Source organism: Acidobacteriota bacterium (assembly GCA_018001935.1).
Classification (GTDB): domain Bacteria; phylum Acidobacteriota; class JAAYUB01; order JAAYUB01; family JAAYUB01; genus JAGNHB01.
The window spans coordinates 76,674-96,993 of the sequence record JAGNHB010000016.1; the positions used below are offsets into that span (position 1 = coordinate 76,674).

The 20,320-nt window shown below is 67.6% G+C and carries 16 protein-coding genes; 8 read left to right on the plus strand and 8 right to left on the minus strand.

Annotated features, from left to right (window positions below; translation table 11 throughout):
- Window positions 1-201: 201 nt before the first annotated feature.
- From KA419_08690 to KA419_08700, 3 genes are read right to left on the minus strand one after another with little or no spacing between them, the layout of a single operon-like run.
- The gene (locus tag KA419_08690; GenBank protein ID MBP7866016.1) at window positions 202-1,176 is read right to left on the minus strand and encodes a pyridoxal-phosphate dependent enzyme; all 975 of its coding nucleotides are present in this window, start codon (window positions 1,174-1,176) and stop codon (window positions 202-204) included.
- Window positions 1,177-1,187: 11 nt separating this feature from the next.
- Window positions 1,188-2,072, minus strand: a complete 885-nt coding sequence (locus KA419_08695) for a DUF58 domain-containing protein (GenBank protein ID MBP7866017.1) — start codon at window positions 2,070-2,072, stop codon at window positions 1,188-1,190.
- Window positions 2,073-2,081: 9 nt separating this feature from the next.
- Complete coding sequence (locus tag KA419_08700; protein ID MBP7866018.1) at window positions 2,082-3,023, minus strand: MoxR family ATPase; 942 nt, start codon at window positions 3,021-3,023, stop codon at window positions 2,082-2,084.
- Window positions 3,024-3,764: 741 nt separating this feature from the next.
- Here KA419_08700 and KA419_08705 point away from each other — a divergent pair.
- The 3 genes from KA419_08705 to KA419_08715 all read left to right on the plus strand — a co-directional run bounded on the left by KA419_08705 (window position 3,765) and on the right by KA419_08715 (window position 8,448).
- Window positions 3,765-4,058 carry an RNA-binding protein gene (locus tag KA419_08705; GenBank protein ID MBP7866019.1) on the plus strand — a complete coding sequence of 98 codons (294 nt, stop codon included), beginning with the start codon at window positions 3,765-3,767 and terminating at the stop codon, window positions 4,056-4,058.
- A 74-nt stretch (window positions 4,059-4,132) separates the two neighbouring features.
- A complete protein-coding gene (locus tag KA419_08710; GenBank protein MBP7866020.1) occupies window positions 4,133-7,519 on the plus strand; it encodes a PD40 domain-containing protein in 3,387 nt (1,128 codons plus the stop codon).
- A gap of 563 nt (window positions 7,520-8,082) precedes the next feature.
- Entirely contained in the window at window positions 8,083-8,448 is a 366-nt protein-coding gene (locus KA419_08715) for a hypothetical protein (GenBank protein MBP7866021.1), read from the plus strand.
- A gap of 491 nt (window positions 8,449-8,939) precedes the next feature.
- Here KA419_08715 and KA419_08720 read toward each other — a convergent pair whose 3' ends face one another.
- From KA419_08720 to KA419_08735, 4 genes are all read right to left on the minus strand, one after another.
- Window positions 8,940-10,850, minus strand: coding sequence for a hypothetical protein (locus tag KA419_08720; protein ID MBP7866022.1), 1,911 nt, complete (start codon window positions 10,848-10,850; stop codon window positions 8,940-8,942).
- A gap of 160 nt (window positions 10,851-11,010) precedes the next feature.
- Window positions 11,011-11,727 carry a DUF4160 domain-containing protein gene (locus tag KA419_08725; GenBank protein ID MBP7866023.1) on the minus strand — a complete coding sequence of 239 codons (717 nt, stop codon included), beginning with the start codon at window positions 11,725-11,727 and terminating at the stop codon, window positions 11,011-11,013.
- Window positions 11,728-11,877: 150 nt separating this feature from the next.
- Entirely contained in the window at window positions 11,878-12,558 is a 681-nt protein-coding gene (locus KA419_08730) for a superoxide dismutase (GenBank protein ID MBP7866024.1), read from the minus strand.
- Window positions 12,559-12,565: 7 nt separating this feature from the next.
- Window positions 12,566-13,159, minus strand: coding sequence for a superoxide dismutase (locus tag KA419_08735; GenBank protein MBP7866025.1), 594 nt, complete (start codon window positions 13,157-13,159; stop codon window positions 12,566-12,568).
- 199 nt (window positions 13,160-13,358) lie between these two features.
- Here KA419_08735 and KA419_08740 point away from each other — a divergent pair, with 199 nt between their 5' ends.
- Window positions 13,359-14,123, plus strand: a complete 765-nt coding sequence (locus KA419_08740) for a 3',5'-cyclic-nucleotide phosphodiesterase (GenBank protein MBP7866026.1) — start codon at window positions 13,359-13,361, stop codon at window positions 14,121-14,123.
- Complete coding sequence (locus KA419_08745) at window positions 14,116-15,711, plus strand: FHA domain-containing protein (GenBank protein ID MBP7866027.1); 1,596 nt, start codon at window positions 14,116-14,118, stop codon at window positions 15,709-15,711. The genes KA419_08740 and KA419_08745 overlap by 8 nt, the downstream gene beginning before the upstream one ends.
- Before the next feature lie 306 nt (window positions 15,712-16,017).
- Here KA419_08745 and KA419_08750 read toward each other — a convergent pair whose 3' ends face one another.
- Window positions 16,018-17,457 carry a glycosyltransferase gene (locus tag KA419_08750; protein MBP7866028.1) on the minus strand — a complete coding sequence of 480 codons (1,440 nt, stop codon included), beginning with the start codon at window positions 17,455-17,457 and terminating at the stop codon, window positions 16,018-16,020.
- A gap of 523 nt (window positions 17,458-17,980) precedes the next feature.
- Between KA419_08750 and KA419_08755 the strand changes: the two genes are divergently transcribed.
- From KA419_08755 to KA419_08765, 3 genes are all read left to right on the plus strand, one after another.
- Complete coding sequence (locus tag KA419_08755; GenBank protein MBP7866029.1) at window positions 17,981-18,466, plus strand: hypothetical protein; 486 nt, start codon at window positions 17,981-17,983, stop codon at window positions 18,464-18,466.
- A gap of 241 nt (window positions 18,467-18,707) precedes the next feature.
- On the plus strand, window positions 18,708-19,310 hold the full coding sequence (locus KA419_08760) for a thymidine kinase (GenBank protein MBP7866030.1): 603 nt from the start codon (window positions 18,708-18,710) through the stop codon (window positions 19,308-19,310).
- Window positions 19,307-20,203, plus strand: coding sequence for a DMT family transporter (locus KA419_08765; GenBank protein MBP7866031.1), 897 nt, complete (start codon window positions 19,307-19,309; stop codon window positions 20,201-20,203). Before KA419_08760 ends, KA419_08765 begins: the two co-directional genes overlap by 4 nt.
- Window positions 20,204-20,320 lie beyond the last annotated feature (117 nt).

Below are 20,320 nucleotides of genomic sequence, written 5' to 3' on the forward strand. Positions count from 1 at the left end.
TCCCCGGCAGGTCCCCCCGGCGGCCGACCGGACTGTTGCAACGAAGTGTTTTACTTTAGACGCCGCAAGAACGCAAGTGCTTCCTCGCGAAACCTCACAAATGAAAGATGCCCGGGCCGACAGTCTGGCCGAAAGCTTTTCCGATGCCCCTCCGGGTCGTCCTGGCCCCCGGGGGTTATACGCGCGGGGAAAGCGGATGGCTCAATCGCTCACGGGAGCCGGGGCGGCCTCCCACCCGGTGAAGAAGCCGGCGGCCCCGCCCGTGTGCAGGAAGACCACCGTGTCGGAGGGACCGAAGACCCCCTCGCCGACCAGCGAGACCAGGCCGGCCGCGGCCTTCCCGGTGTAGACCGGGTCCAGCAGCAGGCCCTCGGTTTCGAGAAAGAGCCGCATGGCGGCCACCCCCTCCGGCGTCGGGGCGGCGTAGGCCCGCCCGCGGAAACGCCCGTCGATCTCGTAATCCCCCGGCTCGGGGCCGCCCTCGTCCCCGATCAGTGAGCGGCAGCGCTCCCCGAGACCTTCCGGGACGGCCCCCACGTCGATGCCGACGACGCAGCAGCCGCCCAGGTGCCGCCGCGCGCCCCTCACCAGGCCGGCCAGGGTCCCTCCGGTGCCCACGGCGGTGACCACCGCGTCGGGAAAGGTCTCCCGCAAGCGGCACTGTTCCGCCAGTTCCGCCGCGGCCCGCTCGTACCCCCGGATCCCGGTGGCGTTGCTCCCGCCCATGGGGATGACGCAGGGGCGCGCACCGGCGTCCCGCAAGCGGTCCGCCGCCCGGGCGATCCCCCGCTCCAGGGCTTCCACGGCGTACTCCCGAACCCAATCCACCCGGACGCCGAGGAGGGACTCGATCTTCCGGTTCCCCTCGTCCCCGGGTTCGTGGGGCGAGGAGAGCACCAGGACGGGCTCCAGGCCGGCCATGCGCGCGGTCACGGCGGTGAGGCACGCGTGGTTGGACTGGGCTCCCCCGCCGGTGACCACGTGCGTCGCGCCCTCGGCCAGGGCTTCCCCCAGGAGGTACTCCAGCTTGCGGACCTTGTTGCCCCCGAGTCCTCTCCCGGTGAGGTCGTCGCGCTTGACGAGAATGCGCGGGCCGCCCAAGCGGCGGGTCAGGCGCGGGGCTTCCGTCAGCGGGGTCGGCCCCGGGAGCAGGGGGAAGATGCCGGTTTCGGTCACGGGAAACCTCCTCAGGCGGGCATGTGGGACTGCCGGCGCCGGAGGAAGAGCTTGTGGAGGTCCTCCTCGCAGGACGCACCGGCCCGGATGGCCAGGTAGTCGACGCCCGCCCCGGCCATGAGGGTGCGGATCCTCGCCAGGCGGTCCCGGATCCGGGCCGCGTAGGCCTCGCGGGCCCGCCGGCCCACGCCGACGAACGTGGGGCCGCACCCCTCGCCCTCCAGGGGGAAGATCCCCCGGGGCGGCCCCTCGAGTTCGGCCGCGTCCAGGACGGCGATGGCGGTGAAATCGTGGCGGCGGGCGGCGGTTTCGATCAGCTCGGAGCGCCAGTCCGAGTAGATGAAGTCGGAGATGAGGAAAACCACGCTCCGTTTCTTGAGGCCGTGGGTCAGGAAATTCAGGAGGTCGCCCGCCCCCGGCGCCCGGCCGTCGGGCCGGCTCGAGATCAGCCGGTGAAGCAGCCGGAAGGCGTGGTCCATCCCCTTCCCGGGCGGGATGTAGTCCAGTCGCCCGCCCTCGCTGAACGTGACGATCCCCGGCCGGTCCCCCGCGTGGATGGCGGAAAAGATCAGCGTGGAGGCGATCTCCGCCGCCGTCTCGAACTTCGTCTTCTCCCCGGTCCCGAAATCCATGGACCGGGAGCACTGCACCGCGGTCACCACGTTGAGTTCCCGCTCCTCGAGGAGCTGCTTCACGTGCAGGCTGCCCAGGCGCGCCGTCACGTTCCAGTCCACCAGTCGTACGTCGTCCCCCTCCACGTACTCGCGCACCTCGGAAAACTCCAGTCCCTGCCCGCGAAAGACGTTGCGGTAAGAGGAGGAGAGCCCCCCCTGGAGTTTTTTCCGCGTACGGATCTCCAGGATGTGCAGGTTCCGGATGAGGTCGGCGAGTTTCATGGGGCGCCGTCAGGGGACCTCGACGGCGTTGAGAACGGCGCGGATGATCTCGTCCGCGCTGATGCGTTCCGCCTCCGCCTCGAACGAGAGGATCACCCGGTGACGGAGGACGTCGGGGGCGATGGACTTCACGTCCTCGGGGATCACGTAGTTCCGCCCCGCCAGGAAGGCGTGGGCCCGCGCGGCCACCTTCAGGGCGATGGTGCCCCGGGGGGAGGCCCCGAAGCGGACGTAGCGCCCGGTGTCCAGCTTGTAGTCCGTCGGCCGCCGGGTGGCGGAGACGACTTCCAGGATGTAGTCGGAGATCCGGTCGTCCACGTAGACCTTCGTGGCGGTGAGACGGATCTTCTGGATCCGCTCCGGGACCACGACGCGCTTCACCTCGATGCCCCGGCCCCGGGCGATCTCCATGGCCGTCCCCGGGCCCTCGGTCATCCGGCGGAGGATCTCCTTCTCCTCCTTCTTCTCGGGGTAGTCCAGGAGGACCTTCATGAAGAACCGGTCGGTCTGGGCCTCCGGGAGGGGGTAGGTCCCCTCGTGCTCGATGGGGTTCTGGGTGGCCAGCACGAGGAAAGGGTCCGGGAGCGGGTAGGTCTCGCGGCCGATGGTCACCTGCTGTTCCTGCATGGCCTCCAGGAGGGCCGACTGGACCTTGGCCGGCGCCCGGTTGATCTCGTCCGCCAGGATGAGGTTGGCGAAGACGGGGCCCTTGCGGGGCTCGAACTCGCCGGTCCCGGCGTTGTAGACCATGGTCCCCACGAGGTCCGCCGGGAGGAGGTCGGGCGTGAACTGGATCCGCTTGAAATCCAGGTTCAGGGACTCGGCCAGGGTGCTGACCGCCAGGGTCTTCGCCAGCCCCGGCACCCCCTCCACCAGGATGTGCCCCCCCGTGAGAAGGCCGACCAGGAGCCGGTTGAGATAGGTTTCCTGCCCGACGATCCGCTTGCGCATCTCGCCGAGGATCTTCTCCAGGTAGAACAGCTCGCTCTGGACTTCTTCCTTGCTGATGGTGAATTTGCCCGACGACACGCCCCGACCTCCGGACCCCCGCCCCCGCGGCGGGAAGAATTCCCGTGAAACCGGCAGGTTAACACAAGGGAAAGGACGCTGCAACTGGAGAAGACAGGAGGAGGGGAGGGGACGGAGTTTAGAGTTTAGAGTTTAGAGTTTAGAATCCAGAATCCAGAATCCAGAATCCAGAATCCAGAATTCAGAATTCAGAATGCAGAAACGAGAATTCAAAACTCAGAATTCAGAATCCAGCAGTCAGTCGTGATGCGTTCACAAAAAGTCCTTTTCTCTCACAGAGGCACAGAGTCTTATTAGTGCAGATTAGTGCAGATTAGTGGTTTAATAAGGCCGTCCGGCTGGAGGGTTTCAGGCTGGAGGTCCGGAAGAAGACGTCCACGGACCCAACAGTCTGTTTTCCCAGGAGCACGTCCGCAGCATTCTGAATTCTGAATTCTGACTTCTGTCTCCTTCCCCACGTTTTTTTTCTTCCCCCCTCAAAATACTTGTTGCATTTCGGATGAAAGCGAGTAATGTATTGCACCGTGCAGGTGGTCGTCGTCCATCCTCAGGCGACCGGGGTTTGGAGCTTGTGTGGTTCGCGTCGGGCCGATGGTTCCGTTTCCGAGCTGCGCTTCCGAAGGTGCACAAATTTAGCTTTGAGGATGGGAAAAGGAGTCATCAATGGCAAAACGGATTTACGTGGGCGGTCTCTCCTACAGCACGACCTCGGAAGGTCTTCGGGCTGCGTTCGAAGCCATCGGCCAGGTCTCTTCCGCCAGCGTTATCACCGACCGGGAGACCGGGCGGAGCCGTGGGTTCGGGTTCGTCGAGATGGACGACGACAATGCCGCGGACCAGGCGATCCAGAAAATGAACGGCACCGTTCTTGACGGCCGGACCCTGACCGTCAACGAAGCCCGGGAACGCGCCCCTCGGCCGGGCGCCCCCCGCCGCGGCGGCTTCAACCGCAACTAGCAAGGTTTCGTTCGAGATGCCCCGGCGGCGCCCCCAAGGCGCCGCCGTTTTATTTTAGGGGAGGCATGCACGCCATGAATCCAGCGGCGGCGGACAGTCCCGATCCGGTTCGGAGCCCTCACCGGTTTCCCCTGTCGCCAGGGGTTTTCATCCTCCTCGCCCTCCTCCCCTTCCCCGCCCACGCCGCCGCCGCGGGCCCCGTCGGCTACTACCGCTCCCCGGCCCTCCACGGCGACGATCTCTACTTCCAGGCCGAGGGAGACCTCTGGCGCGTCGGTCTCCAGGGCGGCCCGGCCTCCCGCCTGACCTCCCACCCCGGCACCGAGGACTCCCCCGCCGTCTCCCCCGACGGCCTCACCCTGGCATACACCGCCGCCTACGACGGCAACCCCGAAATCTACACCCTCCCCGTCACCGGCGGCACCCCCACCCGTCGCACCTGGCTGGGCGCCCGCCGCATCGCCGTCGCCGGCTGGACCCCCGACGGCCGTATACTCGCCGCCACCGACGCCTATTCCACGCTCCCGCAGGTTCAGCTCTTCACCCTCGACCTCTCCCGGCCCGTCACCGCCGCCGACCGTCTCCCCCTGGCGCAGGCCGCCGACGGGTGTTTCGACGACACCGGGTGCACGCTCTTCTTCACCCGCCTCCCCTTCCAGGGAAGCCACACCAAGCGCTACAAGGGGGGGACGGCGCAGAAGCTCTGGCGCTTCACCGCGGGGGACGCCGAAGCGACCCCCCTGACCGCCGATTTCCCCGGGACGAGCCGGGACCCCATGTGGTGGAAGGGCCGCGTCTATTTCGTCTCCGACCGGGACGGGACCCTCAACCTCTGGTCCATGCTCCCCGACGGGAAGGACCTGCGCCAGCACACCCGCCACCGGGGGTGGGACGTCCTCGGCCCCTCGCTCTCGGAGGGGCGCGTCGCCTACCAGCTCGGCGCGGACCTCCACGTCTTCGACCTCGCCGACGGGACCGACCGGGCCGTTCCCGTCACCCTCGCCTCCGACCTCGAGCAGACCCGCGAGCGGTGGGTCGCCAAGCCCATGGAATACCTCTCCGCCGTCCACCTGTCCCCCGACGGCGACCGGGTCGTTCTGACGGCCCGCGGCGTGGTCTTCACCGCCCCCGCCCGCCAGGGCCGCCTCGCCCAGGTGACGCACAAGCCGGGGGTGCGGTTCCGCAACGCCCGCTTCATGCCTGACGGGAAGAACATCCTGGCGCTCTCCGACGCGTCCGGGGAGACCGAGTTCTGGCTCCTCCCCGCCGACGGCTCGGGGCCCGGCGCCCCCCTCACCACGGGGGCCGACATCCTCCGCTGGGACGGCCTCCCCTCCCCGGACGGCCAGCGCGTCGCCCACACCGACAAGAACCAGCGCCTCTGGGTCACCGACACCGCGGCAAAAACCTCGCAGCTCGTCGATACAACCCCCGCCGGCAGGATCGAGGACCTCGCCTGGTCCCCCGACAGCCAGTGGCTGGCCTATGCCGCCCCCACGGCGAACGCCTTCCGGGAAATCCGCCTGTGGAACGCCGCCGACGGCTCGAAAACCGCCGTCACCTCCGACCGCTACGACAACTTCTCCCCCGCCTGGAGCCCGGACGGCAAGTGGCTGTACTTCCTCTCGGACCGGAACCTCTCCACGGCGGTCCGCGCCCCGTGGGGCCACTACGCCCCCCAGCCCTTCCTGGACAAGCCGACGAAGGTCTACGCCCTCGCCCTGACGGAAGGTCTGCGCTCCCCCTTCGCCCCCCGGGACGAGCTGCAGTCCCGCCCGGTCCCGGTTCGCGAGGAGCCCAAGCCCCCGGCCGTCGATGGGTCCTCGACCGGAACGGCCCCCGACGCCGCCAAGCCCGCCGCGGGCGGCAAGACCCCTCCGCCGGCCGTCCGGATCGACCGGAAGGGGATCCGGGACCGGCTCATGGACGTCCCCGTCCCCCCGGGGCGTTACCAGGACCTGGCCGTCAACGACAAGGCCCTTTTCTGGTTGTCGACCCCCGCCGGCGGTGGAAGCGGCACGGTCCAGTCGCTCAACGTCGCCTCCGAGGGCGCCGAGGTCAAGACCGTCTGCGGCGAGGTCCGGCACGTCGAACTCTCCGGGGACGGCAAGAAACTCCTGCTCCGCAAGCAGGACGCCCTCCACGTCGTCGACGCCGCCCACGGCCCGGCGACCCTGGACAAGCGGGACGTCCCCCTCTCCGGCTGGACGCTGGCCCTGGACCCGCGGCAGGAGTGGCGCCAGATGCTCACCGAGGCCTGGCGCCTGGAGCGGGACTACTTCTACGACCCGGGCATGCACGGGGTGGACTGGGCGGGGATGCTGAAGAAGTACCTCCCCCTGGTGGACCGCCTCACCTGCCGCGGCGAGCTTTCGGACCTCCTGGCCCGGATGGTTTCCGAGTTGTCCGCCCTGCACACCTACGTCTACGGCGGCGACACCCGCAAGGGGCCCGATCCCGCCGTCACGGCCTCTCTCGGGGCCGACCTGGAGCGGGACGAGGCCGGTGGCGGGTGGCGCGTGGCGCGGATCCGCCGCTTCGACCCCGACAACCCCGCCGGGCGACCCCCGCTGGCCCGCCCCGAGGTCGGCGTCTCCGAGGGGGACGTCATCGAGTCCATCAACGGCGTGCCGCTCCTCACGGTCCCCCACCCGGCGGCCCCGCTGCGCAACCAGGCCGGCAGGCAGGTCCTCCTCCGGGTCTTCCCCGCGGGGAGCAAGGCCGGCCGCGACGTGGTGGTGGTCCCCGTCACGGCGAAGGAAGACGCGGACTTGCGCTACGCCGAGTGGGAGCTGACGCGGCGGGAAGCCGTGGAGTCCCTGGGCGGCGGCCGGATCGGCTACGTCCACCTGCGCGCCATGGGCGGCGCCGACTACGCCCAGTGGGCCCGGGACTTCTTCCCCGTCGTCGACCGGGAGGGCCTGATCATCGACGTCCGGCACAACGAGGGGGGCAACATCGACAGCTGGATCCTCGGCCAGCTCCTGCGCAAGGCCTGGTCGTTCTGGAGCCGGCGGGTGGGGCCGCCCTCGGAACGGAATATGCAGTACGCCTTCCGGGGGCACGCCGTGGTCCTGTGCGACGAGTTCACCGCCTCGGACGGGGAGGCCTTCGCCGAGGGCTTCCGCCGGCTCGGGATCGGCGCCGTCATCGGCACCCGGACGTGGGGCGGCGAAATCTGGCTTTCGTCCAGCAATTTCCTGGTGGACGGCGGCATCGCCACCGCCGCCGAGAACGGGGTCTTCGGGCCCGAGGGGCAGTGGCTGATCGAGGGACACGGCGTGGAACCCGACCTCGTGGTGGACAACCTGCCCCACGCCACGTTCGGGGGAAGGGACGCCCAGCTCGAGGCCGCGGTGGCCCACCTGCAGAAGCTGATCCGGGAGAAGCCGGTGCCCGCGGTGACGGCGCCGCGCTACCCGGACAAGTCCGCCCCGGACAATGCCCCCCCGAAGTCCTGAGGCGGCGGCGTTAGATTCCCGCCCGGTAATCCCGTAACTGTTCAAGTGCAGTTCAACAGGGATCGGCAAGGGAAGGGTCACTGGCGTTTGAGTGATCATGGGGGTCATGCCTCACCGAGTCCGGTCGTGGATCGTCCGGGGCTGGATCGGAAGCTCGCGGCGCCCAGCCGGGGTCGGGGCTTCCCGGGCCCTGACCCTCCCCGAAGGGGAGGGGGCGTCCCAGCCGGGGGCAAGGCGCGGGCGCCGGCCGCGAACGTGCGGGTTGCCGCATGTCCCGGGCGCCCGCGTCGCCGCCCCCGGAACGCGGCGGAAGGCCCTCAAAACGCACCCTGAAAGGGTGCGGGGAAAACGAATCCTTCCCCGCCCGCGGCCCGACACGAAACGTTCGTGCCGACCTGTCCCCGCGTATTCCGTGCCACCGATGATCCCGCGCCCATCTTCCGCCTCCATTTTCTTTGCGTTCTCTGCGCCTTGGCGAGATCATCATCCGGGCAGGCTCCCGCCAAGGCGCCGATCCGTGGGGGTTGCGCGATCATAGCGGCGCCCTGAAGTTGATTGGACCGATGGAGCGTGCGGCGCGCAGGCCGCCGGAGCGCCGCTGCCGCGTCAGCGCCTGCGGCACCATCAAGCCGATGAAGCGGGAGTTCGAAGTCCCCGGGTGTCTCCCCCTCGTCCGCACCACCGTCCACTCCCTCCCCTGGGACCTCTCCCGCGTGTTCACAGCCTTCTTCCCCCTCCTGTCCCGCCTCCGTAGCGACCCCGACGCCGCCTGGTCCCTCCGGCGCTTCCTCAACGCCTTCTCCGACTCCCTCTGGGAGATGCACCCGGACCACTTTCGGAATTACAGGGTGGGAATCAACAGATTCGGCGCTTGCCTTCGGCGTCGTCGGAGTAGTGGGACGTCTTCTGCTCCGCCAAAATGTTCCTGAACGCATTCACCGTCCCTCCCCGCGTCCATCGCGCCGTCCCTGCGTCCCGATCTCCGCCAGGAGATCCATGTGTGCAACAACGCCGCCCCTGAGGGGAGTTCGCCTTCGACCGCGGCCCGAACCCCGCCAGGGGTTCAATTTGTGCAGGAATCCCGCGTTTTTTCGGACTCTCGCCCCGGGCGCGGAGAGGCACAGGATCGCCGCCAGCGCGGCGAGCGCGAGGGGTCGCATGGTTATCCCCTCCTTCGTGATGGTGCGCCGGGGAGGGGGGGAGCAAAGGTGGGGAGGGGGTGCGGTTGCGCGGGGGAGAGGTGGGTATGTGGTCCGCGTCGGGACGACGCGTAGGAACTTCGGGGTTCGCACGCGCCGTCCCGGCGCGGGGGAGGGACTTGGGGGGAGCTGGTGGTCCGCGTCGGGACGACGCGTACGAACTTTGGGGCCGCGTCGGGACGGCGCGCGGGGCGACGTTTGTCAGAATAATGGCCGCCTTCTCATTTCAGGGCGAGGACGGCGAAACCGTTGGCTTCGAAGAGGATGCGGCACTCCCCCAGAAAGAAGGCGAGGGCGAGGTCGCGGCGGGAGGGGTTGTCGATGTACAGGCCGGGGTCGAGGATGCCGCCGACCCGGGTGAGGAGGTGGGTCACCCCGAGGGCCCGGAAGCGCCGGGTGACGTCCGCCGGCGTTTTCGACCGGGCGAGCCACTGGTGGAAGGTGTAGTCCTCGGTCACGTAATCCGCCCGGTAAGGGGCATCCAGGTAGAAGTTCTTGTTTCCGGTGAACAGGACCCAGACCCTGGCCGGCGGGGGAGTCAGCCCGTTGAGGAACTCCTGGCACCGGTACTCGGGCAGCGTGCGGCGCAGGTAGTCGCGGGTCGTCTGGCGCCCCAGCAGGTAGTCCAGGGAGAAGTACGCCACGGTCTTGCACTCCGAGCGGGGTGAACGCAGCTCGGGGACGATCACCGCCGCGCTGAAGGTCAGCGAGACGACGGCCAGCACGGACAGGACCGCGCGGTTGACCGCCTTCCGCGCCGCGTAACGGCCGGTCCCGGCCAGGAGCAGCAGGATCAGCGGCACGACGGGGAAGAGGAAGCGCATCTGCCGGAGGAAGACCCCCCAGACGAGGGCGTAGAGGAGCGCGGTCAGGGCGAGGAACAGGTTGGCCCGCCCCAGCCGCCGGCGGAACAGCCAGAGGACGGGGAGAAAGAGTAGGAAGGGCCCCAGGACGCCGTCGAAGATCCGGTCCTCGTTGAGAACGGGCGAGACGGACGCCACGAGGTAATTGAGGGGGTAGAGGAGGCGTTCGCCCAGGAAGCTCCCGTAGTTGGCCAGGAAGTGGCGCCAGACTTCCTGCTGCTCGGGCGTCCACCACGGCGAACCGGATCCGAGCGCCCCCGCGAGGAAGGGGAAGACCGGGCTGCCCGTCCAGAGGAGGTTCCGCACGAGGTAGGGCCCGGCAAAGAGGCCGCAGCCGCCCAGGAAGAACACCCCGTCCGTCCACCGGAGGGGGAGGCGACCCTTTCGGACCCGCCACGCCGCCGCACCCCCGACCGCCAGGACCGCCAGGCAGAAGAGCCCCGTGTACTTGACCGCCGGCAGGAAAGCCCCCGCCGCCAGGCCCAGGAGCAGGTGGTCCCTCCGGCAGGTCTTGAAGAAGAGGTACAGCCCGGAAGCGGCCAGTGTCACGTAGAACATCAGGGTGATGTCGATGTAGGGCACCGCGGCGTTCAGCCAGACGGAGGGGAGGAAAACCGCCGCCGCCAGCGGCAAGGCGAGGGGGGTCCGCGGGCGCGGCGAGAGCGCCCCCGACGACGCCGCGGTCTCCCCCAGGGCGAGGAGGGTCAGCAGCAGGAAGCCCGCGTGGACGACCTGGGTCGAGAAGGGCGGGAAGAACTTCAGGCACAGGAGGAACAGCATCTCCGTGCCGGTGGGGAAGTAGGCGTAGTTGTTCCCCGCCAGTTCCACCATGCCGCCCTGGAGCAGGTACTGGCGGGGAACCTCGAGGTGGTAGACCAGGGCGTCCCAGGCCACGGGGGGCAGGGAGAGGAAGGGGAGGAACGAGGCGGCCGCCGCCAGGGCGACCGCGGCGTAGGGCCCCAGCCCGGCCAGGGGGTTCGGCGCCCGGCCGAAGAGAATCAGGGCCAGGCGTCCCGTCCCCGCGGCCAGCACGGCCGCCGTCAGGACATGCAGCACGGGGGTCTTCAGCGCCCCGAGCATGGCGGCGAAACAGACGACCGTGGAGAGGAGGGCCAGCCCCAGCCCCGCCGAAAAGGCGAACAGGGGGGTGCGGTCACGGGCGGGGGCGGGGGGGAGAAGGGCCCGCAGCAGCCGCTCCGTCGGCCAAGCCACTCCCAGCATGGCCACCGCCCAGACCACGAGGCTCAACAGGGACTCGATAACGGGCACTCACCCTCCCTCCGCATGGATTCCCGGGGAGTGTATCACGGAACGGCCGGGGCTGTGTCGCTCCACCCGGAGGGAAATGCACCGGCCCTTGCAGCGGCCGGTGCGAAAAGGGAAGCGGACCCGGTCCCGCGGGGCGAGACCCGTGGCGATCCGGTTCGCCTCAGTCCAGGGGGATCACGGACGGGCGCTTGCCGTGCCCCAGGTCCTCCCAGGCCGACGAGAGCTCGTCCCGGCGGATGGTCGCCCACTCCTTCAGGATCTTGACGGCGCGCTCGGGCATCCTCCCCTGGTTGACCGTGAGCGTCTCCACGTCCAGAACCACCGCGGAACGGTCGTACTCCGCCTCGATGCTGGGCGCCGCCGACGGGTCGAAACACATCCGGACCGTGATGCCATAGAAGCGGGAGATCACCACCGGCTCCCGGATGCAGTTGAGGTACCGGGTCTCCGACGCCTTGTCCCCCCCCGCCCGGGCCGCCGACCGCTCCCGGGAGAGGCGCGCGTTGGACAGGGCGAGCTCGAACTGGAGCCGGGAGGCCGGCCCCAACCCCCGCCCCCGGGAGAGCAACCCGCTCTTCTCGAGCTTCTCCAGGCTTTCCAGCGCCTTCTCCGGCTGTTTCAACGAGGCGTAGGCCAGCCCCAGGTAGTAGTGGGGGAGGTAATCCGTGTAGAACATCCCCTCCTCCCGGAGGCAGTCGATGCAGTCCTCCCCCTTCTCCTGGAGGGCCGACTCCAGGTAGCGGGCCGCCGCCTTGTAGTCCCCCGAACGGAACTTGTCCATCCCCTTGAAGTAGTTGTACTTCCAATCCGAAGCCCACAGGCCTGACCCCGTGAGGGCGAACAGGGCCGCCACGGTCACCCAACGTGAAGCACGCATGATTCCTCCTTGATGAAACTGCAACAAGCGGGAGCGCCGGCATCCCGCCGGCATTCGATCGTGAACTCGAAAGGGGTGCCGGCACCGGGTGCCGGCACCCCTTCCACGATACCATCCTCACCGGAGCGGCGTGTCGGGACGCCCCCGCGCCTAGGGACGCCCGCCGCCGTACCGACGCTCCACTTCCTCCCACTTCACCGCCGCCAGGGCGGCTTCCAGGTACTTCGCCCGGTCCAGGCCGTAGTCGGTCAGGAAGGCGTGCTCGAAAACGTCGAGGATCAGCAGGATGCGGCAGCCGGCGGGCACCCCGCCGTCGTGCTCGTTGATCCAGGCGTTCATCAAGCGGCCGGAGACGGGGTCCAGGACCAGGGCGCACCACCCGATGCCCCGCATCAGGCAGGCGGCGCGGAAGTCCTTCAGCCACTCGTCGAACGAACCGAAATCCGTCTCCAGGCGCTTCCGGAGCGGGGAACCCTCCGCGAGGGGCGCCTTGCCGCCGAGGTTTTCGAAAAAGAGCTCGTGGAGGCGCATGCCGTTGAATTCCCAGCCGAAGCGCCGTTTCGACTCGGCGAAGGCCGGGGTCCGTTCCTTCCCGTCCTTTCGCAGGCGGTCGAGTTCCTCGACCAGGGCCCCCGCGTTCTTCACGTACCCCTGGTAGAGCTTGAAGTGGTTCTCGAGGAGGGCCGGGCTGAACCCGGGCGTGCCGACGAGGGCGGAGAAATCGCGGGCAGCGAACGGGGCCGGCGCCGCGCCCGCCCCCTGAGCGGCAACGCTTCCCGCCACGCCGGCGAAGGCCAGGGCGAACAGGATCAGAATCCGTCGTGATGGCATGGTCCCCTCACTGAAGCAGGCGGTTGACGTGATCCCAGTTCACGAGCTTGTCCACGAAGGCGGCGAGGTAGTCCGGGCGCCGGTTCTGGAAATCCAGGTAGTAGGCGTGCTCCCAGACGTCCACCGTCAGCAGGGCCTTCCAGCCGTGAGCGGGCGGCGTGTCGGCGTTGCCGGTCTTCACGATCCGCAGGTCGTTCCCGTCCAGGACCAGCCAGGCCCAGCCGCTCCCGAACTGGGTGGCCCCCGCGTTCTTGAACTCCTCCGCGAACTTCTCGTACGACCCGAAGGCGGCCGCGATCTTGTCGGCGATCGGCCCGGTGGGCGCCCCGCCGCCGCCCGGCTTCATGGAGTGCCAGTAGAAGGTGTGGTTCCAGACCTGGGCGGCGTTGTTGAACAGGCCGGCCTTCGCGGGGTCCTTGGCGGCCTCGAGGACGACGGTCTCGAGGTCGGCGTTTTCCAGGGGCGTCCCGGCGACCAGCTTGACGGCGTTCACCACGTAGGCGTTGTGGTGCTTGCCGTGGTGGAATTCGAGGGTCCGGGCGCTGATGACAGGCTCGAGGGCGTCCTTGGCGTAAGGCAGTTCCGGCAGTACGATCGGCATGGTCTCTCCTCCCGTGTGGTTTTGTCTCGGGGGCTATTGTAGCGTCTTCCCCCGCGCAGTTCAATCCATAGATTACCGCGGCGCCGCGGCGATTCAAAACGCCCGGGCGGCGCCGCCGGAAAAATGATCGTCCGTTCCCCGAAAGAGTGTGGTATATTTTCCAGAGGCGACCCGCCGGTTTCCGAGGAGAAGGCACCCGATGGAAGTTCAGGTCTTGGGCACCTACCCGGGCGAAAATTCGGAACGGTTCATCCTCAGCACCTACGTGGTCAACGGCGAGATCGCCGTGGACGCGGGCGCCATCGCGCTGGGGCTCCACCCGGACGAGCAGTGCCGCATCCACTCGGTCATCGTCACCCACACCCACATCGACCACATCGCCACCCTCCCGCTGTTCACCATCGAGAACATGGGGATCCGGAAACAGCCCCCCCGGATCTACGCCACGGCCCACAACGTGGCCATGCTCAAGAAACACATGTTCAACAACGTGTTCTGGCCGGACCTCCCCAGCATCTCCAGCGATTTCTTCCAGACGGTGGACGTGGAACCGCTGGAGACGGTCACCATCGGCCGCTACGCGTTCCGCCTGTTCCCCGTCAACCACCCCGTCCCCACCTACGGCGTCATCCTGCGCGACCTCGAGAAGCGGCAGGAAGTCCTCTTCTCCTCCGACACGTCCATCTGTGACGCGATCTGGATGGAAGCCAACCGGCTGAAGAACCTCAAGGGGATTTTCATCGAAGTCTCCTTCCCGGACAGCCAGCGCGAACTGGCCCTGTCCACCGGCCACATGACCCCGGGCCTCCTGGCGGGCGAACTGAAAAAGCTGACGCGGAAGGTCCCCCTTTACATCACCCACTACAAAACGCAGTTCTGCGAGCAGATCCGGGCGGAACTGTCGGCCGCCGACGGCCTCGATTTCCGCATCTGCCGGGTCGGCGAGAGGTTGAGCCTTGACTGAGCGCCCTTTTCTCGAGTACAACGTCGCCGATCAGAAGCGGTCCTTCCTCCTGACGAAGCCCGCCTGCGTCATCGGCCGCGCCCCCGACTGCGACCTGGTCCTCCCCTTCCCCATGATCTCGCGCCAGCACGCCCGGGTTTTCCTGGACGGCGCCAACTACTTCATCCAGGACATGAAGAGCGCCAACGGGACCTTTGTCGGCACCGAGTCGGCCCAGGAGCGTCACCCGCTCAAGGACGGCGACAAGATCCAGCTCGGCGAGTTCGCCCTCCTCTTCCGAAGCCCGGCGGTCCGCCAGGTGGTCCTCTCCGACGAGTACGACATGGACGCGGGGATGACCATCTCCATCCCCATCTCCCGGCTCAGTTCCACCGGGATGCTGACCCCGGCCGGCCCCCAGGCCCGAGACCCCCACGAGATGGTCCAGCTGGTCTTCAACGCCGCCAAGAACCTGGTGGGGTCCGTCTCCCTCGACGACGTCCTCGACAAGGCCATGAACCTGGTGTTCGAGTACCTCAAGCCGGACCGCGGCCTGCTGATGCTCTACGACGAGCAGGAAAACCAGCTCGTCCCCCGGGTGGTCAAGCACGGGCGGCACGGGTCGGGCGGCAACATGAACTTCTCCCGGACCATCGTGAACAAGGTGTTCAGCGACGGCGTCTCCATCCTGACGGCCAACGCCATGCGGGACCAGCGCTTCACCACCAACGAGAGCATCATGATCCAGCAGATCCGCTCGTGCATGAGCGTCCCCCTCTGGGACGAGCGGAAGACCATCGGGATCATCTACGTCGACTCGCTGATCCACGAGAACCTCTTCCAGCAGCGGGACCTGGACCTCATGTCCACCATCGCCGTCATCTCGGCCATCGCCATCGAGCAGTACCGGCTCAACGACACCCTCTCCCGGGAGAAGGCGATCCGGGGGCGCCTGGAGCGCTACCACTCCCCCTCCGTCATCAACCGGATCCGCGCCGGGGGCGAAGACCACTTGAAGACCGAGGAGCGGGAGATCTCGGTGCTCTTCGCGGACCTGGTGAAGTTCACCACCTTCTCGGAGCGCATGGACCCCTCCGAGGTCGCCCGGGTCCTCAACACCCACTTCTCCGCCATGACGGACGTCATCTTCCGCCACGAGGGGACCCTCGACAAGTACATCGGGGACGCCGTCATGGCCATCTTCGGCGCCCCCCTGGCCCAGGAGGACCACGCCCGGCGGGCCGTGATGGCCGCGGTGGAGATGTTCCAGGCCATCCAGGAGATCAACCGGTCGGGCATGCTGTCCGTCCCCCTCCAGATGCGCATCGGCATCAACAGCGGCAAGGTGGTGGCCGGCGACATCGGTTCCGAGCGCCGCATGGACTACACCGTCCTCGGCAGCACGGTCAACATCGCCTCGCGCATCGAGTCGTCCGTGGCCAAGGCCGGCGAGATCGTCATCGGCGAGCTGACCTGCCGGCTCATGGAAAACGTCTATCCCGTGGCCAGCCTGGGGCCGGTCTCGCTCCGGGGGCTCAGCACCCCCATGCACCTCTACCGCGTGGAGATCCCCCCCCGGGAAAACCTCCAGGACTCCATCCCGGGGTAACGCGCCCATTTCCCCCGACGACCGAAACGGCACGGCCGGTCGAGCCCGCCCCGACCCGCGGCAACCGTCCGCATTGATGCGGCCGCAAAAAGTCGCGAAAGGGGGATTTCCCGCGAATAACACGAATATACGCGAATTTATAACACGAATCATATCTATTGATTGTTGATTTCTGATTCGCGTTCATTCGCGTGATTCGCGGGTAACATGCGACTTTTTGCGGGGGTGTCAGTATTGCTCATCTTCTGCGAATTCTGCGGTTCCGGATAGCAACCGCAGGATCAGCAGCAGCGACGAAGGGCCTGGCTAGGCATCGCCCGTCTTGCCGTCGCGGGGTTTCACGGCGAAGACGATGAGGGAGAGCCCCGGGGGTCCCGGGACCTTGTCGATCAACCGCCAGAGGGGGATGAGGATGTCGTAGACCTTGAGCTGGAAGCGCCCGAACCCCGTCCGGCGGAAGATCTTCCCGTTCACGAACCAGGCCGGGACACCGATCTTGTTGAACCTTTTCACGTTGACGACCTCGAAACCCGCCCGGGCGCAGACGCCCAGCAGGGTCTTGCGCGTGTAGCGGCGCCGGTGCTCGAGGACCCGGTCGAGGGAGCCGTAGAGCCAGCGCCCCCAGGGGACCAGGAGGATCAGCTTCCCGCCGGGGGGAAGGACCTCGTGGAAGTGCCGGAGCGCCCGGAGGTCGTCGTCGACGTGTTCCAGCACGTTCAGGCAGATCACGGTGTCCACCTGGCCCCGGAGGGGCTCGAAGTCCTCCGGGGCGGCGATGTCGAGCTTCCGCACCGTGACGTTCCGGCGGGTACCGAAGCGGTTTTCCAGGATCTCCAGGTAGGCGGGGTCGATGTCGGTGGCCACCAGGGAACGGCGCCCCGTGAAGAAGGTCGTCAGGTTGCCGATCCCCGACCCGGTCTCGAGGACCCGTTCCCCCACGTGGGCGTGGATCTGCCGGTACATCCAGGCGTTGAGCCGCCGGGTCTGCTCGAGTTGCTTGAGGATGGCCTCCCCGTGACTCCCCTTGTAGGCGTCGTCCACGCACCAGAAGGCCAGGGTGGTGAAGAGGGCCTTGACGCCGTCCCAGGCCCGGACTTTCTTCCCCTCGTAATAGGTCCGCCCCCGGTAGGAGATGGGGACCTCGTAAATGGCGCACCCCCGCTTGGCGAACTTCGAGGTCAGCTCCACCTCGACGCCGAACCGCCGGCAGCGGATCGGGATCGACTTCAGGATCGACATCTTGGCGGCCTTGTAGCCGGTCTCCACGTCCGTCAGGTTCAGGTCCGTGAACAGGTTGCAGAAGAAGGTCAGGAAGCGGTTCCCCAGGGAGTGGCGAAAGTAGAGCACCCGCCGGTAGCGGGCCGCGAGGAAGCGTGAGCCGTACACGACGTCGGCGTCGCCCCGGAGAATCGGCTTGAGGATCCGGCGGTACTCGGCCGGGTTGTACTCCAGGTCGGCGTCCTGCACGATGCCGATGTCGCCCTGCGCCGCCTCGATGGCGGCACTGAGGGCCGCCCCCTTCCCCCGGTTCCGGGGGAGACGGAGAACCTTGCACCGGGGCGCAAAGGCGGCCTCGATGCCGGGGAGGAGACGCTGCGTGCCGTCGGTGGACCCGTCGTCCACGAGGATCAGCTCGCGGTCCATGCCCTCGGGCAACCGGGCCGCGAAGACCTGGTCCACGACGGTCTCGAGGGTGCTTATCTCGTTGAAGACCGGCATCAGGATGGACAGCTTCCGGTATTTCATGGGGCCGATTGTCCCGGTTTGGGGGAAGCTTGTCAAGGAGGGAATGGTGGATTTGCCCCCCCGGGAATGATATGTTGGGCTGAGGGAGAAGGCTGTAGGCTATAGGCTATAGGCTATAGGCTATAGGCTGTAGGCTGTAGGCTGTAGGTCCGGAGGAATTCTCATCGGGGTCGGTATCGGTATCGGTATCGCAATCGCAGTCGCAATCGCAATCGCTGTCGCTGTCGCAATCGCTGTCGCTGTCGCTGTCGCAATCTGCGGTCTTCCTTTGCGGGCTTGGCGCCTTGGCGAGCGCCGATCCGGATCTTGATGTCGCCAAGGCGTAAAGACCGCAAAGAAAAACGGGGCGCCGGGGATGCGGCCGAGGAACAGGCTATTCGCGGTTTAGGCTGAAGGGGGTCAGCATCCGGCCCGGTGAATCGTGGCTGCCTTGAGCTTCACGCCCCGGCCCCGGAAGCCTGTCCGCGCATTTCATGGATTTCGTGGTCTTTTTCGGGATGGTGTCTTGACGGAGGTCATCGGGATGAGCGGGAAACAGCTGGCGGACGAAGCGAAGCGGCAGGTGTTCTACCTCGCGGGCGCCATCGAGCACGCGCCGGACGGCGGGCTCGGCTGGAGGGCCCGGGTTGAGGCCTTCCTGGAGGGGTTGCCGGGCTGCGAGGCCTACAACCCCGCCACCGACGAGACCAAACCCTTGACGGACGAGGAGCGGGAACACTTCCGGGACTGGCGGACCACCGATTTCGCACGGTTCCAGCGGACCATGCGTAAAATCATCCACTGGGACCTGGAGCACCTGGCCTCCGCGGATGGCGTGATCTGCTTCTGGGACCCGGCCTGCCGCAGCGGCGGCGGCACCCCGGGGGAGCTGACCCTGGCCCGGCACCGCGGGATTCCCGTCTACATGGTCACCTCGTTGCCGTTGACGGAGATTTCCTGCTGGGTCCTGGGCTGCTGCGACCGGGTTTTCAATTCCTTCGGGGAACTGGAGACGTTCTTGAGTAAATGAGGTTGGCATTCAATTCCCCCGCGCGCCGCCGGAGGTGAACTGTGCTCCGGAGCGCCCTCCCGGCCGGCGGGGTGAGGGCACGGCAGGCTCGGCCCACACGGGGCGAGAATGCGGCAGGTACGACACTTCGGCTCCGAATTTCTTCGTTCGTGTTTTTCGTGTGGTTCGTGGTTCATTTTCCTTCGATTTCGTGTATTCTGTGGTTCTTTTTCCGGTTGATCCGGGTTGGAAGGAGGTTCTCATGCAAAAGTCGTTCAGGGGCCAGATGGGCTGGGTCGAGGTCATCTGCGGGAGCATGTTCAGCGGGAAGAGCGAGGAACTGATCCGCCGCCTCAAGCGCGCCGAGATCGCCCGGCTGCGCATCCAGGTCTTCAAGCCCGCCATCGACAACCGCTACGCCGAGGAGCACATCGTCAGCCACAGCGAGATGCGCTTCAAGGCGGACATCGTCACCTCCTCCGCGGAAGTCATGGAGAAGCTCCGCCCCCGGACCGAGGTGATCGGCATCGACGAGGCCCAGTTCTTCGACGCCGGCATCGTGGACGTCTGCAACACCCTGGCGGACATGGGCAAGCGCGTCATTGTCGCGGGGCTCGACAAGGACTACCTGGGCCGTCCTTTCGACCCCATGCCGCACATCATGGCCATCGCCGAGGACGTCACCAAGGCCGCGGCCATCTGCATGCAGTGCGGCTCCCCGGCCTACTACACCCAGCGCCTCATCGACAGCGACGAGCGGATCGTGGTGGGCGCGGCGGACTCCTACGAGGCCCGGTGCCGGCGCTGCTTCGAGCCGCCGCCGAAAGCCGCCCCCGCACCCCCGAAGGAAAAGAAGGGGAGGTGACGCCGCACCCCGGGGCCCCGGCGCGGGTCTGGCTCTGGCTGGCGGTGGGCCTCGTCGCCGCCAGCCAGTCGGGAAACCTGGTCCGCATCGGCGACGCCCCGCCGGCCGTCATCGCCGCCTGGCGGCTCTGCCTCGCCTCGGCCGTCCTCGCGCTCCTGGCGGGGAAGAGCCTCCGGCGGCTGGCCGCCCTGGACCGCCGTGAGTGCTGGCTCCTGACCCTGGCGGGCGCCATGCTGGCCCTGCACCTCTACACCTGGATCGCCGCCGTCCAGTGCACCACGGTGGCCAACGCCGCCATCTTCTTCTCCGTCAACCCCGTGTTCACCGCCGCCGCGGAGTTCCTGTTCTTCCGGGAGCGACCCGGCCCCCGGCTGCTCCTCTCCATCGGGGCCGGCCTGGCCGGCGTGGCGGTCCTCAGCTGGAGCGATTTCAGCTTCAACCCCCAGCACCTGCGGGGGGACCTCCTGGCCGTGGTGTGCGCCCTTTTCTTTTCAGGCTACTTCCTGCTGGGGCGGCGCCTCCGCCGGGAGCTGCCCAACATGGCCTACGTGACCGCGCTGTACGGGGTGGCGTCGGCGGTCTGTTTCGCGATCGTGCTGGCCCAGGGGGCGCCGGTTTTCGCCCATTCGGGCCGCAACTGGCTCTGCTTCGGCCTCATGGCCCTCGTCCCCACCCTGGTGGGCCACTCCCTCCTCAACAACGCCCTCCTCTATCTCCCCGCGGGGCGCGTCGCCACCGCCACCCTGTCCGAGCCCATGATCGCCGGCTTCGTGGCCTGGGCCGCGTGGGGCGAATGCCTCACCTGGGGCGCTCTCGCGGGCTACGCCGTCATCTGCCTCTCGGTCCTCGTCCTCATCGGGGGGGAAGTGAAGGGAAAGGCTGTAGGGGTTTAGTACCTTCTAAATAGAGTTTTTGTCAAACCGAGCAAGAAATTAAGAGGGAACACCCGAGGAAGCGGCCAGATGCGGGACGAGGAAGAGTTCCTTCAGGTGAGTACCCGTCGCGATGAT